We start from the raw sequence: 14,951 nt of genomic DNA on the forward strand, positions 1-14,951 counted from the left end.
AACAGTCTCTTTTTTTATAAATATTTTTAGTTCTAAAATAGTGTACGAGCCCCATACAATAGAGAGAGGGGAGGGATAAAATGAATGCATTTGGAGCAGCCTTACTCGCTTTAGTAGCAGAAGGAGGAGGCGTATTAACAGGAATTTTATTATTATATCTTTTTCATATTAAAAGTAAGAGACTTATAGGTATGCTTTTTGGAACGACTTCTGGGATTATGATTGCCATGATTTGTTTTGATGTATTACCACATGCATTAGAGTCAGGTGAAAATATACTGATGATGATTGGTGTGCTAATGGGAATTCTAATAGGAATTTTTTTAGAGGATTTTACAGAACTTTTAGGAGATAAGTTTGGAGCCAGTCATAACAAGAAGATGCATACGGGGCTGATTTTGCTATTAGGAATAGCTATCCATAATATACCTGAAGGAGTAGCTTTAGGTACGTTAGCTGCTACGTCGCCTGAAACTATTTTAAAATTTGCTTTTGTTATAGGGATTCATAGTATCCCTGAGGCTATAGCTGTGGCGATTCCACTTAAAATAGCTAAGACACCTTATAAGACTATTGCGATGATTCCTCCAGTGCTAGGTGGAATTATGGGGTTTGGAGCTTTCTGTGGATTTATTATGAGTCAGATGGCAAGTTTTTTTATAACTGTTATGCTAGGACTTGCAGCAGGAATTATTCTTTATATTGTGTGTCAGGAACTACTCCCAGAATCACGTAAAATATGGAATGGAAGACTTACAACCATAGCAACGGTAGTAGGGATTATATTAGGAATGTTATTAGTCAAATAATGTTACATTTTGGCAACAAATCTTTGCGACTCTGCTTCATTATGTAAAAATATGCTAATATAGAGTGAGACATAAATAAGCAGGAGGCCTTACATGAAGCTTAGAAAAAGACTCATTGCCACTATGGCATGTGTAATTGCAATGAATAATCCCGTTTTTGGGTTTGAACCTATAAATACTGTACAGACACATACATATGAAACAACAAAAGAAGTCATTATAGATATTAAAAATACAACGAGCGTGAAGAATTTTAATGATACCTATTATATTTCCACTGATTTTATTAAATCTTATATACGTGATGTAAGGGTAAAGTGGGATAGTATAAATAAACAGACTATTATTACTGTTAATCAGAAAGACTATAGCGTGGAGGTAGGATCTAAAGAGCTTATAACAGAAGAAGGCAGTTATGATTTAGCTAGTCCAGTAGTAACTTATAAAGACCGTACTTTTGTACCAGCTAAAGCTTTCATGCAAGCAGTAGGCGGAGATGTGAAGTATGATGCTGTGCAGAAAACGTTACAATTTAATGTACCACTAACGCAAGAAGAGATACTGAATCAAGCACCTATAGCAGACTTTGACTTTATTCAAGAAAATTATATAGATGGGCAAGAAGTAGAGATAATAGATAAAAGCATAGATTTAGATGGACATAATATTACAAATTGGCAATGGCAGATATCTGGAGATAGGGCAAGCTATAGTTCATTTGCAGAGCTAGGAGCTCATCTAGAAGTTGGAGAGAATGTAGTAGCATTGCGTGTTAAAGATTCACTTGGTAAATGGAGTGAATGGACAAGTAAAAAAATTGTGATTAAACCCAATCAAATTCCACTAATCAAAGCAGTAGAAGTAGATAAGAAAACTTATCAACAAGGTGAGCCTATTACCTTTAAAGATTATGAGTATGAAAATGAAGAGTGGGAAAAGATCACAGAAGAAAAATGGACTTATCAATGTATTAGTCAAGATAATATGCCACTAATTGAAGGTAAACCTTATAAACTTTTTGCTGAGGGAACTTATCACATTACACTTCAAATTAAAGATGAAAAAGGACAGTGGAGCTTGCCTTATGTGAAGGAGATAGAAGTAGGCAAAGAGGTTCTTCAAAGTGAGCTTACTTATCGCTTTACAGAAGGGCGTATTGGAGATATTTTAGAGAACTATAAAAACTTTAATTTCCAAGAATTTGAGGCCATTATACCAACACGTGTTACTTATACAGGTGCCACACTTATGATGAGTAATTCACCAGAATCTGTTCAAACTAAAGGTATTCTTTATGAAGATACCATTCAAGGAGAAGGACGTATTCTCTATCATCATAAAAATGCTTCTACAGATAAGTCTAAAAAAAGATTTGTCATTGTAATGGAGAATGTAAATGAGGTGCCTATTAAAGTTGTGACCATGAATGCAAGTCATAAAGGACCTTCGACAGATGTTTTATACTTAGGGCAACAGGTTGCTTATGATATTTTAGATCAAAATCATGAAAAACATTATAACCTAGCACCGGGAGAAAAACGTTATCTTTTTGATACAGGAAATAAAAATTGGTATCAAGGCCAAACTATTTCGGGCATGATAGATCTTTATTCACAAAGTCCAGTAAAGATTACCATTGCTATGGTAGGGGATCAAACAGAGATTAAACATTTAGAAAATCTTGTATATCTTCCAAGAGATGGTGTACATACAAGAGGCACATTCCCAAATGCAGATAGATATTATACGGTAGATGTTCCTAAAGATAAACCTTATAAACTTATGTTAGGCTTACCATCAGGAGATATTGAACAGCCAATAGAAGGCTATGATGCCTTAACGGGACAAAGTACTGTTAATAAGGGTAATTATGGTGTTAAATATCATATTCGTACAACAGCTGAAGTAAATACTGGACTTCTTTTAAATCCAAGGGGTAATATTTTTAAAGGTGCCATTGGATGGGCAAATAATCGCAGCTATTATGCTCCAAGTGGACATTTAAATGGGGCGAAAAGTGCAGCTAATATTGGGGTTGTAAAAGCGGGAGAAACAAAAGAGCTACTTTATATGCTGCCAAATGGCTCTGCAGCACCTGTTTTGATTTGTTTTATTCCAGAAAATTTATGGAATTATTATTAAAATATTTGTAGAATAGGATAGCCTTCTTAGTGAAAAAATAAAGATGCAATATATCTTATTGTCACTAAGGAGGATTTTTATATGCCAAAATTATATTGTGGTGTAGAAAACTGCACTTATAATGCTGAACATTGTTGTTGTTTAGGAAAAGTAGATGTAGATGGTTCAGAAGCAACAGATTGTACAGAGGGTACTTGCTGTAATAGTTTTGTGGAAGATAATGGGGTTCATAACTGTAGTGGAGAACCTGAGCCAAATTCAGAAATCGACTGTAAGGCAGAAAGTTGTATGCATAATGAAAACTGTAAATGTCATGCAGAAAGTATAGAAGTAGTAGGTAATGGAGCTTGTCGCTGCGGACAAACAGAATGCAGTACTTTTACCAGAAGATAGTAGAATATGAAAAGCGATAAAAAGGCATACTAGACTTGTTAAAAAATTTAAGGAGGCATTAGCCATGAAAAATTCAACAAATAACAACACAGGTTTCAACAATACAACAAACAATGCAACTAACTGTGGAAGATGCAATAACTCAACAAATAACTCAACAAATAACTCAACAAACAATTCAACAAATAACTCAACAAACAACAGCACAAACTGCAGATAGTCTATTACAGTCAAATAGCTCAAATAGGTTGAAGGGTAAAAAAGTCATTAGGAGAACAAACATTCTCCTAATGACTTTTTCTTTCTAACTACATAGTGTATGATAGAGAAAAATAGATGGAACACTTAAAAAGAAAGAAGGGAGAAAGGAATGAATCAAACAATACCTTTTAAAATTGAATCAGCTTTTAAACCCATGGGAGATCAGCCTGAGGCCATTAGAAAAATGGCAGAGAGTATAAAAAAAGGTAATCGCTATCAGACGCTTTTAGGCGTAACAGGCTCAGGAAAAACCTTTACCATGGCTAATATTATAGAAAAAACTCAAAAGCCTACCCTTATTATTGCACATAACAAGACTCTAGCAGCACAGCTTTATAGTGAGTTTAAAGAATTCTTTCCTAATAATGCAGTAGAGTACTTTGTTTCTTATTATGATTATTATCAACCAGAAGCTTATGTACCTCAAAGTGATACTTATATTGAAAAAGACTCCAGTGTTAATGAAGAAATAGATAAACTGCGCCACTCAGCTACAGCTTCTTTATCTGAAAGAAGGGATGTAATTATTGTAGCAAGTGTATCTTGTATTTATGGTTTAGGTGACCCCATTGACTATGAAAATCAAGTACTATCCTTAAGACAAGGTGCAGAAATGGATAGAGATGATGTCCTACGTAAATTAGTTCAGATTCAATATAACCGAAATGATATGGACTTTGCTAGATCTACCTTTAGAGTAAGAGGAGATACGGTAGAGATTATACCGGCAGGAGCATCTGAGAAGGCTATCCGCGTAGAGTTTTTCGGAGATGAAATAGATCGTATAGCAGAGATTGATCCATTAACAGGAGCCGTACTAGGTTATAGAGAACATGTCTCTATTTTTCCGGCTTCTCACTATGCTATTAGTAGAGAGAAGATGGAAGTGGCTATTGAAGCTATAGAGAGTGAGCTGAAAGAACGTCTAGAAGAACTAAAAAATGAAGACAAGCTCCTTGAGATGCAAAGATTAAGTCAGCGTACTAATTTTGACATTGAGATGCTAAGAGAAATGGGATACTGCTCTGGAGTTGAAAATTACTCACGTCACCTATCTGGCAGAGAGGCTGGCAGTACACCTTTTACACTTCTTGACTACTTCCCAGATGATTATCTTATTATGATCGATGAATCTCATATGACAGTACCTCAAATTAGAGCTATGTATAATGGTGACCAGGCACGTAAAAATGTACTTGTAGACTATGGTTTTAGATTACCGTCCGCTCTTGATAATAGGCCTCTTAAATTTGAAGAGTTTGAAGAGAAGATTAATCAAATTATGTTTGTTTCAGCTACGCCAGCGCAGTATGAGTTAGAGCATTCCTTAACTATTGCAGAGCAGCTTATTCGTCCAACAGGGCTTCTTGATCCACCAATTGATGTAAGACCTGTTAAAGGACAAATTGATGATTTACTTAGTGAAATTACAAAACGCACTGATAAAGGTGAGAAAGTACTTGTTACAACGCTTACAAAACGTATGTCTGAAGACTTAACAGATTACTTGAGAGAAATGGGTGTCAAAGTTAAATATTTACATTCAGATATTGATACATTAGAGCGTATTGAAATTGTACGTGATTTACGTATGGGTATTTTTGATGTATTGGTAGGGATTAACTTATTGCGTGAGGGACTAGATATTCCAGAGGTAGCCCTTGTAGCTATTTTAGATGCAGATAAGGAAGGTTTCTTACGTTCTGAAACATCACTTATTCAGACTATAGGACGTGCAGCTCGAAATGCAGATGGACAGGTTATTATGTATGCAGATAATATGACACGTTCTATGCAAAGTGCCATCTCGGAAACCAATAGAAGAAGACAGATTCAAGAAGCTTATAATGAAGAACATGGTATTATACCTCAAACCATTAAGAAAGATATACGTGACCTTATAGTCGCAACCAAAACTGCAGCTAAGAATGAAGAGTTCTTTAAAGAAAAAGACCCAGAGTCTATGAGTAAGGATGAACTTGAAAAAACTATAGCTAAAGTAGAAAAAGAAATGAAAAAAGCAGCAAGAGACTTACAGTTTGAACGTGCAGCAGAATTACGTGATACACTTATTAAGCTTAAACAAATACTAGCATTAAATTAGAGTTTTGCCTAAAAATACTATCGAACATGTGTTTGATTATGTCGTTTTATATGCTATAATAGGCATAAAATGATAAATTAAGAAGGGGAAAATATGAAAAATAAGATTGTCATAAAAGGTGCGAGAGAGCACAATTTAAAAAATATTGATCTTGAACTTAATCGTGACCAGCTTATTGTTTTTACAGGGCTTAGTGGTTCAGGTAAGTCTTCATTAGCATTTGATACGATTTATGCAGAGGGTCAGAGAAGATATGTAGAATCTTTATCAGCTTATGCAAGACAATTCTTAGGTCAGATGGAAAAGCCAGAGGTAGATTATATTTCAGGGTTATCACCGGCTATTTCTATAGATCAAAAGACAACAAGTAAAAACCCACGTTCTACAGTTGGAACGGTTACAGAAATCTATGATTACTTAAGACTTCTTTTTGCTCGAGTAGGTGTGCCACATTGTCCAAATTGTGGCAAGGAAATTAAGAAGCAAACCATTGATCAAATGGTAGATCAGCTTATGGAATTACCTGAGCGTACAAAAGTTCAGCTCCTTGCACCTGTTGTAAGAGGCCGTAAAGGAAAACATGAAAAAGTACTTGAAACAGCAGTGAAACAAGGTTATATCAGAGCACGTATTGATGGAGAAGTTGTAGACCTTACAGAGGCAGAGATTGACCTTGATAAAAATAAAAAACACTCTATCGATATTGTTGTAGACCGTCTTGTTATTAAAGAAGGAATCGGTAAACGTCTTACAGACTCTATTGAGACTGTTATGAAGCAAAGTGGTGGTCTGATGATCGCTGAAATTAATGGTGTAGAAGAAATGAATTTCAGTCAAAGCTTTTCTTGTCCAGACTGCCAGATTAGCATTGAGGAAATTGAGCCACGTCTATTCTCCTTCAACAATCCATTTGGCGCCTGTCCAACTTGTACAGGTCTTGGTGAGAAGTTAGAAGTAGATCCTGAGCTTGTTATTCCCAATCCAGAGCTTACCATTAGACAAGGAGCTATCGCGGTTATTGGTTGGGGTTCTATAGGTAATCCAGATAGCTATGCTTATGCACTTTTTGATGCATTGATGAAAAAGTATCATTTTGATTTAGATACACCATTTAAAGAATTACCAGAAGATATTCAGAACATGATTTTATATGGAACAGATGGCGAAAAAGTACAGTTTACTTTCTCTGGTGAATATGGAACACGTAACTATGATTATGCCTTTGAAGGTGTCGTAGCTAACACAAAACGTCGTTATGAAGAGAGTAGCTCTGAAAGTATGCGTGACGAGTACGAAATCTATATGACAAGTATTCCATGTAAAACTTGTAAAGGTGCTAGACTGAAACCAGAAGCACTTGCGGTTACTATTGGAGATAAAAATATTAATCAGGTCACAAGCATGTCTATTGGTGATCTTAGAACTTTCTTCCTCGAAGTAGAGCTTACAGATAGGCAAAAAGCAATTGGTGTACAAATCCTAAAGGAAATTAATGCAAGGCTTGGGTTCTTAGTAGATGTAGGTCTTGATTATCTGACTTTATCACGTTCATCAGGAACGTTATCAGGTGGAGAAGCTCAGCGTATTAGGCTTGCCACACAAATTGGTTCAGGACTTGTAGGGGTACTTTATATCCTAGATGAGCCAAGTATTGGGCTTCATCAAAGAGATAATGAAAGACTCATTCAGACACTTGTGCGCCTTCGCGACCTTGGAAATACACTCATTGTTGTAGAGCATGATGAGGATACCATGCATGCTGCAGATTGGATTGTAGATATAGGACCAGGAGCAGGTGAGCATGGTGGCAATATTATTTCGAGTGGTCCAATTGATACGATTTTAGCATGTGAGGAATCTGAAACAGGTGCATACTTAAGTGGACGTAAACAAATTGAAGTGCCTGAAGTAAGGAGAAAAGGTAACGGCAATAAGATTAAAATTGTAGGTGCCAAAGAGAATAACCTTAAAAATGTGAGTGTAGATATTCCGCTTGGAACACTAACTTGTATCACAGGTGTATCAGGATCAGGAAAAAGTACACTTATTAATGAAATCTTGCTTAAGCGTTTATCAAGAGATTTAAATCGAGCTAAATGTAAACCAGGTGCACATAGAGATATTAAAGGTCTTGAAAACTTAGATAAAGTTATTCATATTGATCAGTCTCCAATTGGACGTACACCACGTTCAAATCCAGCTACTTATGTAGGGGTATTTGATATGATTCGTGATGTGTTTGCACAGACACAGGAAGCTAAGATGAAAGGGTATCAAAAAGGTCGTTTTAGCTTTAATGTAAAAGGGGGACGCTGTGAAGCATGTCGTGGCGATGGTATGCTGAAGATTGAAATGCATTTCCTACCAGATGTCTATGTACCTTGTGAAGTATGTAAAGGTAAACGTTATAATAGAGAAACTTTAGAAGTGAAGTATAAAGAGAAAACGATTTCTGATGTATTAGATATGACAGTAGAAGAAGCGCTTAAATTCTTTGAGAACTTCCAAGCGATTAGCCGTAAACTTCAGACACTTTATGATGTAGGTTTAGGTTATATTAGACTTGGACAATCTTCTACAACTTTATCAGGTGGAGAGGCGCAACGTGTTAAACTTGCGACAGAGCTCAGTCGCCGTGGTACAGGAAAGACGATGTATATTTTAGATGAACCAACTACAGGTCTGCACTTTGCGGATGTGCATAAGCTTGTAGGCATTTTAGATAGGCTCGTAGAGAATGGTAATACAGTTGTAGTTATTGAGCATAACTTAGATGTTATTAAAACAGCTGATTATATTATTGATTTAGGTCCTGAAGGTGGTAGCCGTGGTGGTGAAATTGTAGCAACAGGTACACCAGAAAAAGTAGCTAGAGTAGAAGGTTCTTATACAGGTAAATTCCTTAAGAAAATATTAAATATATAAGTATAGATGCGCAAAAAAGCCAAGCCCTTATGCAGTTCCCCCTTAAAATAACTGCATGGGCTTGGCTTTTTGTGTGGCAAGGGTAGTGTCGATGGATTGTATAAGCATCATGAGCTTAATGCTAAGAAGGGAAAGGCTTTTCTGTGGTGAACCCATAGGTATTAGGTGGGTATTGTCTGCATCTGCCGTTTATAGGGATGTCAACACATATATAAGGGTCAGATGGGAGGTAGCACGTAGTACGTATGGAGGTACCGTAAGAGAGGCCGGTTGCTTCTATAACTTATACGCTAGAGCTTAATTAAAGTATAGACACTTTTATATATTAAACCGTGCAAGCTTAGTTGCCACCATCTAGGCTTACTGGTTTGTAAACTAATCTACATACTCATAATTTGGAAGGGGGACCAAAGTAGAAGAGATAGATTGTTTACGGGGCGTAAGGTACTTTCACTACCTAGGATGTGTTTTGTATCTTACATATACTATATAGTCCTATGTAGCTAAAATTCCCCGAAATTTTTTGAGAAAATTTTATTGACTTATAAAAGCAGTTAAACAAGTAAAAAAAGTGCATTTTTATTAAAGAAAAAGTAGCTTATAATAATTGGACAAACAATTAAGCTCATTAAATAAGGAGAAGTAGGATGACAACTTTATTAAAGTTTGAAACTATGCAAATCAAAGTAAGTCCCTGGTTAGAAGAAGCAAGTGTACCTTTTATATCTCAAATTAATATTTTGCAGAATGGATTACAAAGTAGATTGGAAGCAGGAGATGATATAGGACTAGGATTTGGAACGATACAGACGCTCTATCCTTATGCCCAGCAAAATGTTTATACGAGAAAGCTAGAAGAGCAAGAGGTAGAAGTTGTAAGATTAGAGAATGAGTATCTAAAAGCTATTTTTCTACCAAGTTTAGGTGGAAGACTATGGTCTTTATATGACAAAGTGGCTCAAAGAGATTTACTTTATGTCAATGATGTGATTAGGCCAAGTAATTTAGCTGTACGTAATGCATGGGTAAGTGGTGGTGTAGAATGGAATATAGGCGTTATAGGGCATTCTCCATTTACATGTTCACAGCTTTTTGTAGGCGTAGTTGAAGTAGAGGGCATGGAAGTTCTAAGAATGTATGAATATGAACGTATTCGTAAAGTGACGTATCAAATGGACTTTTTCCTTCCTGAGGATTCTAAGTTTTTGATGTGCCGTATGAGGATTGTCAATCCTAATGAGATAGAAGTACCTATGTATTGGTGGAGCAATATGGCTGTACCTGAACTGGATGGAGGCAGGCTTGTTGTAGAAGCAGATGAGGCATATACCAATGGAGAAGGAGCTGTCTATAAGGTACAGGTACCTGTAGTAGAGGGAGTAGACATTACATATCCTAAAACTATTCCACATGCAGTAGACTATTTCTTTGATATTCCTAAAGCAAAAAGGAAGTATATTACACAGTTAGATGAATCCGGTTACGGTATGATTCAGACATCTACAAGTAGGCTTCAAGGCAGAAAACTTTTTGTATGGGGACAGGCAAGAGGCAGTGAGAGATGGCAGGAGTATTTGACCAATGAAGCAGGTCATTACATAGAAATTCAGGCAGGACTTGCTAAGACTCAATATGGATGTCTGCATATGGAACCAGCAAGTGAATGGGAATGGCTAGAGGCATATGGAGCTATTCAAGTAGATAAGCAGCTTGTACAAGGAGAGTGGCAATCATTAAGGAAGCAGGTAACTCAAACTTTAGAAGAGGCATTACCTGAGAAGAGGCTAGAACAACTCCTTAAAGAGACTAGAGCATCTATCGCCTTGAGAGAGGCAAAACTTATAAAAACAGGAAGTGTATTTGGAGCTATAGAGAATATACGAAGAGAGCAAGAAGGAAAAGGGACTTTAAGTGAAAACTTAGATTTTGGGCAAGTCTCTAAAGAAAATGAATGGGTACAACTCATGCTAGAAGGTAATATGGGAGGCTGTGAAGATAGGGAGATGTCAGGAAGCTATATGAAGGAAGACTATTATTATAAACTTCTTCAAAAAGCTGTGCAGCAAAAAGATAAGGATAATGCATATACTTGGTATCATTTAGGTCTTTATGAACTTGTACATCAGCAGCTTGATCAAGCCATTAATTCCTTAAAGCATTCTAGAGGTATAAAGGCTACAGCCTTCAATACTTATGCACTGGCTATAGCGTATAGCCTAAGAGGGGATACAGAAGAAGCTATAGATTATTGTATAAAGGCTATGAGATTAAGAAATGATGATATAGGGTTAGTTAAGGAATGTTTATCTCTTTTATTAAAGAAGGAAACGTATGAAATTTTACTTAAAGAAGTTGAAATGCTTCCAGATGCTATTCAAGATAATACAAGAATAAAGGCTTATAAAGCTTTTGCTTATGCTAAGTGTGGTAGTGTAGATAAGGCAGAGGAGATTCTAAGAAAAGATGAATGGTTAGAAGTAGAAGACATTCGAGAAGGGGAGTGCTTTACTGCTCAGTTATGGAACATCATTCAAGAGGGGAAAAAAGATAAGGAAGATTTGCCATTTCAATTAGACTTTAAAGCTACTTTTTAAAAATAAAACTAGCACTGCTTAGAAAGCAGTGCTAGTTTTGGATTATCTGAATGTTTCTAAGCTGATATCACCATCTTCGTATTTGGCAATAAGTTTATCATTGCCATTGTAGATGATACCAGTAAATTCTCTTGAACCAAATTCATCAGTAAGATCTTTGATGATTTTTTCCATGAAATCTCTTAAAACACGTTTGTCGGAGCGGGAAGCATTTCTTACATAGTCATTCCAGAGATCTTTTTTATCACTTGGTAAATCAGTATATACTGTAAAGATAATTGTTTCGTAGTTATCAATACCTTCAAGTTTGAAATCGTCAATAGCAATTGTTAAATCTTTTAATGAATCAAAGTTAATAGATGGAAGTTTAGTGTAATCAGAAATTAAATCATCTTCCATATCCTTTAAAGCTTTATCTGTGATTTGAATGCTGTATTCAAATCTACCTTTTGTTGTATAAGTGAAAGTAGATACTGTTTCATCTTTGTAATCATCAACAAATTCACCACGGATTTCTACAGAACCTAATTCATCTTGGATATCGCTGCAAATATTTTCAAAGAAAGTTTTTAGTTTTGATTCAGAAATACGTCCAAATGCTGATTTATCATATTTGCTATCGTAAGATACTTCAAGTTCGATGTATTCTTTTTTTGCATTATAAGTTAAGCCAAAGCCCCAGTCTACATCATATTTATCATCATATTCATCTTCGATAAGGGTAAGCATTTTTTTCATGCCTTTATCATCTAAAGATGGTTTGCTTGCTTCTTCTTCTTTTTTGTCTTCTTCTAATTGTTTATAGTAAGCTACTTGTTTTTCAAGGTTAGCTACTTGATTTTTAAGAGTAGCGATTTCAAGATTTTTGTTTGCAAGTTCAGCTTCACTTACACCACCTTGAGGTGTTTTTGAGGTGATTTGAACTGTTTTATTTGTACTGTCCCAGTTAACATTGTTATTAGTGATTTGGCCAGCATCACGAAGTGACACATATACAGTACCATTTATCATAAATGGTTCGTATTGAGGTGCTTGAGCTTTGCCGTCATATGTAACTTTAATATTGTTATAAACTGCTTCTACTTTTTTAGTAAGATTAGCAGCACTTACAGATAATGCGCCTGAGACCATAAGCATTGCACAACCAAGTGTTAAAGCTTTTTTTAGATTTCTATTCATTGAAAAAACCTCCTTATAAGTCATACATAATTTCTTTAAACAAAGTATAACGAATAGGAGGTTATAATTCAATTGAACACAGTAAAATTAATGAAAATGTAACAAAAGGTTACTTAATGTCTAACTTTCCATTATTATACGAAAATTGGTGAGTTGGCTGAGCTGCATCGTCTTCGATAATAATACCTTGTATAGGAATGTCTTGTTTACCTAAAGTAGTGGTAATTTCAGTTGCAATAGCTGTTACCAATTTTTCAAGATCAGCTTTTGTTAGTTTTTTGAAAGCCTTAGCATCTTCTTTGTCATATTCAATGACTACGAGGACCTTACCATTATTATAGATGATTTCAAAGTCCCAGTCGATTTTATATTGCTTGTCAGAGCTTTTCTCAAGTTTATCTTCAAGTTGATCAAGTACAAAACTTATAGAAAGTGGATTGTTCAAGTCTACTTGTGGCGCGGAAGCAAAAATGGGTATAGTACTACTTGCAATAAGGCAGGTTGTTATTCCTGTAAATAAAAACTTTTTAATGGACATAATAAAACCTCCTAAAAAATATAGAGTCTATAATTAGTATTGAAGATAGGATTGATTCTATTCTGGGAAATATTAGTATAGGTAAAATACAAAATCTGGTCTATACTTGAATTAAGAGATAAAACTTAAAGAGGAGAAAAGGTATGTTTGATATTAAAGAAGAACTAAAAAAACTTCCGGCTCTTCCAGGCGTTTATTTAATGAAAAATGAACTGGATCAAATCATATATGTAGGTAAGGCAGTAAGTCTGAAAAATAGAGTAAAGCAATACTTTCAAAAATCTAAAAATCATTCTATAAAAACTATTCGATTAGTAGAGCAGATTAGAAGCTTTGAGTATATTGTAACGGCTTCTGAACTAGAGGCACTTGTATTAGAGTGTAATCTTATTAAGCGATATAATCCTAAATATAATATTCGCCTTAAAGATGATAAGCATTATCCTTACATTCGTGTGGATATTCAAAACGCCTTCCCACGCGTAACGGTTGTAAGAAGTATGAAAAAAGATGGAGCTAAATATTTTGGACCTTATACAGATGTTAATGCTATGTGGGAGCTTGTAGAAATCATTAAGAAGACATGGCAACTTCGTACGTGTACAAGAGTATTGCCAAGAGATATTAATAAGGAGAGAGCATGCCTTAATTATCATATAGGACAATGTAGTGGGCCATGTATTGCCAAGTCCTCAGAGGTTGAATATAAGGTAATGGTAGATGAGGTAACATCTTTTTTAAGTGGTAAATACCAAGATATTATTAAGCGTATAGAAAGACAGATGGAAGATGCAGCTATAAATCTAGAATTTGAAAAGGCAGCTACCTTAAGAGATCAGCTAGCTGCAATTAAAAAAATCGAGCAGAAACAGACTGCTTCTAACAGTAGTATGGAGGACCAAGATGTTATAGCCTTTGCACGTAGTGAGAAGGATACCTTAATGCAAATCTACTTTGTGAGACAGGGAAAACTTATTGGACGTGAACATTTCTTAATTAATGAGACCGAAGGAGAAGAAATTGAGACATTATTTAGAGAGTTCATCATACAGTTTTATTCAGAGGCCAATTTTATTCCTAAACAGATTTTAGTAGAAAAGGTACCTCAAGATTTAGAACTACTTGAAGAATATTTGACCATGCAAAGAGGTAGTAAAGTTACTATAGTGCATCCTCAGAAAGGAACTAAACATAATCTATTAGAGCTGGCGAGTAAAAATGCTTATATTACACTGAGTCAGTTTGGTGATGAACTAAGAAGGCAAGAAGCAAGGACAAAGGGAGCGCTTGAAGAAATTCAAGAAGCAATTGGTTTGAGTGGTAACTTAAATAGAATAGAAGCCTATGATATATCTAATACTCAAGGGATTGAGTCTGTAGGGGGCATGGTTGTCTTTGAAAGTGGTAAACCGAAACGTAGTGACTATCGTAAGTTTAAAATTAAGAGTATTCAAGGTCCAAACGACTATGGCAGTATGGAAGAAGTTTTAGATAGACGTATTGCAAGATTGGTACAAAAAGGAGAAGAAGATAGTTTTGCTAAAATGCCTGACCTTATTCTAATGGATGGTGGTAAAGGACAAGTTGGTGTAGCTGAAAAGGTTATTGCGAGTTATGGGCTAACGATTCCGGTATGTGGTATGGTAAAAGATGACCGCCACCGTACAAGGGGATTACTTTATCAAAATGAGGAGATTCTTCTTAAAACCACTTCAGAAGGCTTTAAACTTATTACACGTATTCAAGATGAAGTCCATCGCTTTGCTATAGAATATCATAAAAAGTTACGTAGCAAGGCTCAGGTTCAATCTGTTTTAGATAATATTAAGGGTGTAGGAAAAGAACGTAAAAAATTGCTTATGAATACATTTAAGAGTGTAGAACTTTTAAGACAGGCAAGTCTTGAAGAAATTGAGGCTATACCGGGTATTCCGAAAGATGTGGCACTGAACATTTATACTTTTTTCCATAAACAATAGATGTTATAATAACTAATAGTATGTAAA

The 14,951-nt window shown here is 35.4% G+C and carries 10 protein-coding genes; 8 read left to right on the plus strand and 2 right to left on the minus strand.

The window, feature by feature from the left end; genetic code table 11:
- Positions 1 to 80 precede the first annotated feature (80 nt).
- The 7 genes from H8718_RS03580 to H8718_RS03610 all read left to right on the plus strand — a co-directional run bounded on the left by H8718_RS03580 (position 81) and on the right by H8718_RS03610 (position 11,228).
- Positions 81 to 809 carry a ZIP family metal transporter gene (locus tag H8718_RS03580; RefSeq protein ID WP_249331570.1) on the plus strand — a complete coding sequence of 243 codons (729 nt, stop codon included), beginning with the start codon at positions 81 to 83 and terminating at the stop codon, positions 807 to 809.
- A 93-nt stretch (positions 810 to 902) separates the two neighbouring features.
- Entirely contained in the window at positions 903 to 2,951 is a 2,049-nt protein-coding gene (locus H8718_RS03585; protein ID WP_249331573.1) for a stalk domain-containing protein, read from the plus strand.
- A gap of 81 nt (positions 2,952 to 3,032) precedes the next feature.
- Positions 3,033 to 3,344 carry a DUF1540 domain-containing protein gene (locus H8718_RS03590; protein WP_177670215.1) on the plus strand — a complete coding sequence of 104 codons (312 nt, stop codon included), beginning with the start codon at positions 3,033 to 3,035 and terminating at the stop codon, positions 3,342 to 3,344.
- A gap of 64 nt (positions 3,345 to 3,408) precedes the next feature.
- Positions 3,409 to 3,564, plus strand: a complete 156-nt coding sequence (locus H8718_RS03595; RefSeq protein ID WP_249331575.1) for a hypothetical protein — start codon at positions 3,409 to 3,411, stop codon at positions 3,562 to 3,564.
- A gap of 150 nt (positions 3,565 to 3,714) precedes the next feature.
- Positions 3,715 to 5,709 (plus strand): excinuclease ABC subunit UvrB, encoded by a 1,995-nt coding sequence (gene uvrB / locus H8718_RS03600; RefSeq protein ID WP_249331577.1) that lies wholly within the window; start codon positions 3,715 to 3,717, stop codon positions 5,707 to 5,709.
- Positions 5,710 to 5,802: 93 nt separating this feature from the next.
- A complete protein-coding gene (gene uvrA / locus H8718_RS03605; protein ID WP_249331580.1) occupies positions 5,803 to 8,634 on the plus strand; it encodes an excinuclease ABC subunit UvrA in 2,832 nt (943 codons plus the stop codon).
- A 647-nt stretch (positions 8,635 to 9,281) separates the two neighbouring features.
- On the plus strand, positions 9,282 to 11,228 hold the full coding sequence (locus tag H8718_RS03610) for a DUF5107 domain-containing protein (RefSeq protein WP_249331583.1): 1,947 nt from the start codon (positions 9,282 to 9,284) through the stop codon (positions 11,226 to 11,228).
- A gap of 42 nt (positions 11,229 to 11,270) precedes the next feature.
- Here the strand turns inward: H8718_RS03610 and H8718_RS03615 are convergent, their stop codons facing one another.
- Together H8718_RS03615 and H8718_RS03620 are read right to left on the minus strand one after the other, a co-directional pair.
- Positions 11,271 to 12,407, minus strand: coding sequence for a stalk domain-containing protein (locus H8718_RS03615; RefSeq protein ID WP_249331585.1), 1,137 nt, complete (start codon positions 12,405 to 12,407; stop codon positions 11,271 to 11,273).
- A 109-nt stretch (positions 12,408 to 12,516) separates the two neighbouring features.
- On the minus strand, positions 12,517 to 12,945 hold the full coding sequence (locus H8718_RS03620; RefSeq protein ID WP_249331586.1) for a hypothetical protein: 429 nt from the start codon (positions 12,943 to 12,945) through the stop codon (positions 12,517 to 12,519).
- Positions 12,946 to 13,088: 143 nt separating this feature from the next.
- On the opposite strand from H8718_RS03620, the gene uvrC reads away from it, so the two are divergent.
- A complete protein-coding gene (gene uvrC / locus H8718_RS03625) occupies positions 13,089 to 14,924 on the plus strand; it encodes an excinuclease ABC subunit UvrC (RefSeq protein WP_249331589.1) in 1,836 nt (611 codons plus the stop codon).
- Positions 14,925 to 14,951 lie beyond the last annotated feature (27 nt).

Source organism: Zhenhengia yiwuensis (genome assembly GCF_014384995.1).
GTDB classification, from domain to species: domain Bacteria; phylum Bacillota; class Clostridia; order Lachnospirales; family Cellulosilyticaceae; genus Zhenhengia; species Zhenhengia yiwuensis.

What these genes read in the sequence shown, in the direction of transcription:
- H8718_RS03610 (WP_249331583.1), top strand. Translation starts at nt 9,282, where the DNA reads ATGACAACTTTATTAAAGTTTGAAACTATGCAAATCAAAGTAAGTCCC.
- uvrA (WP_249331580.1), top strand. Translation starts at nt 5,803, where the DNA reads ATGAAAAATAAGATTGTCATAAAAGGTGCGAGAGAGCACAATTTAAAA.
- H8718_RS03620 (WP_249331586.1), bottom strand. Translation starts at nt 12,945, where the DNA reads ATGTCCATTAAAAAGTTTTTATTTACAGGAATAACAACCTGCCTTATT.
- uvrC (WP_249331589.1), top strand. Translation starts at nt 13,089, where the DNA reads ATGTTTGATATTAAAGAAGAACTAAAAAAACTTCCGGCTCTTCCAGGC.
- H8718_RS03595 (WP_249331575.1), top strand. Translation starts at nt 3,409, where the DNA reads ATGAAAAATTCAACAAATAACAACACAGGTTTCAACAATACAACAAAC.
- H8718_RS03615 (WP_249331585.1), bottom strand. Translation starts at nt 12,407, where the DNA reads ATGAATAGAAATCTAAAAAAAGCTTTAACACTTGGTTGTGCAATGCTT.
- H8718_RS03580 (WP_249331570.1), top strand. Translation starts at nt 81, where the DNA reads ATGAATGCATTTGGAGCAGCCTTACTCGCTTTAGTAGCAGAAGGAGGA.
- H8718_RS03590 (WP_177670215.1), top strand. Translation starts at nt 3,033, where the DNA reads ATGCCAAAATTATATTGTGGTGTAGAAAACTGCACTTATAATGCTGAA.
- H8718_RS03585 (WP_249331573.1), top strand. Translation starts at nt 903, where the DNA reads ATGAAGCTTAGAAAAAGACTCATTGCCACTATGGCATGTGTAATTGCA.
- uvrB (WP_249331577.1), top strand. Translation starts at nt 3,715, where the DNA reads ATGAATCAAACAATACCTTTTAAAATTGAATCAGCTTTTAAACCCATG.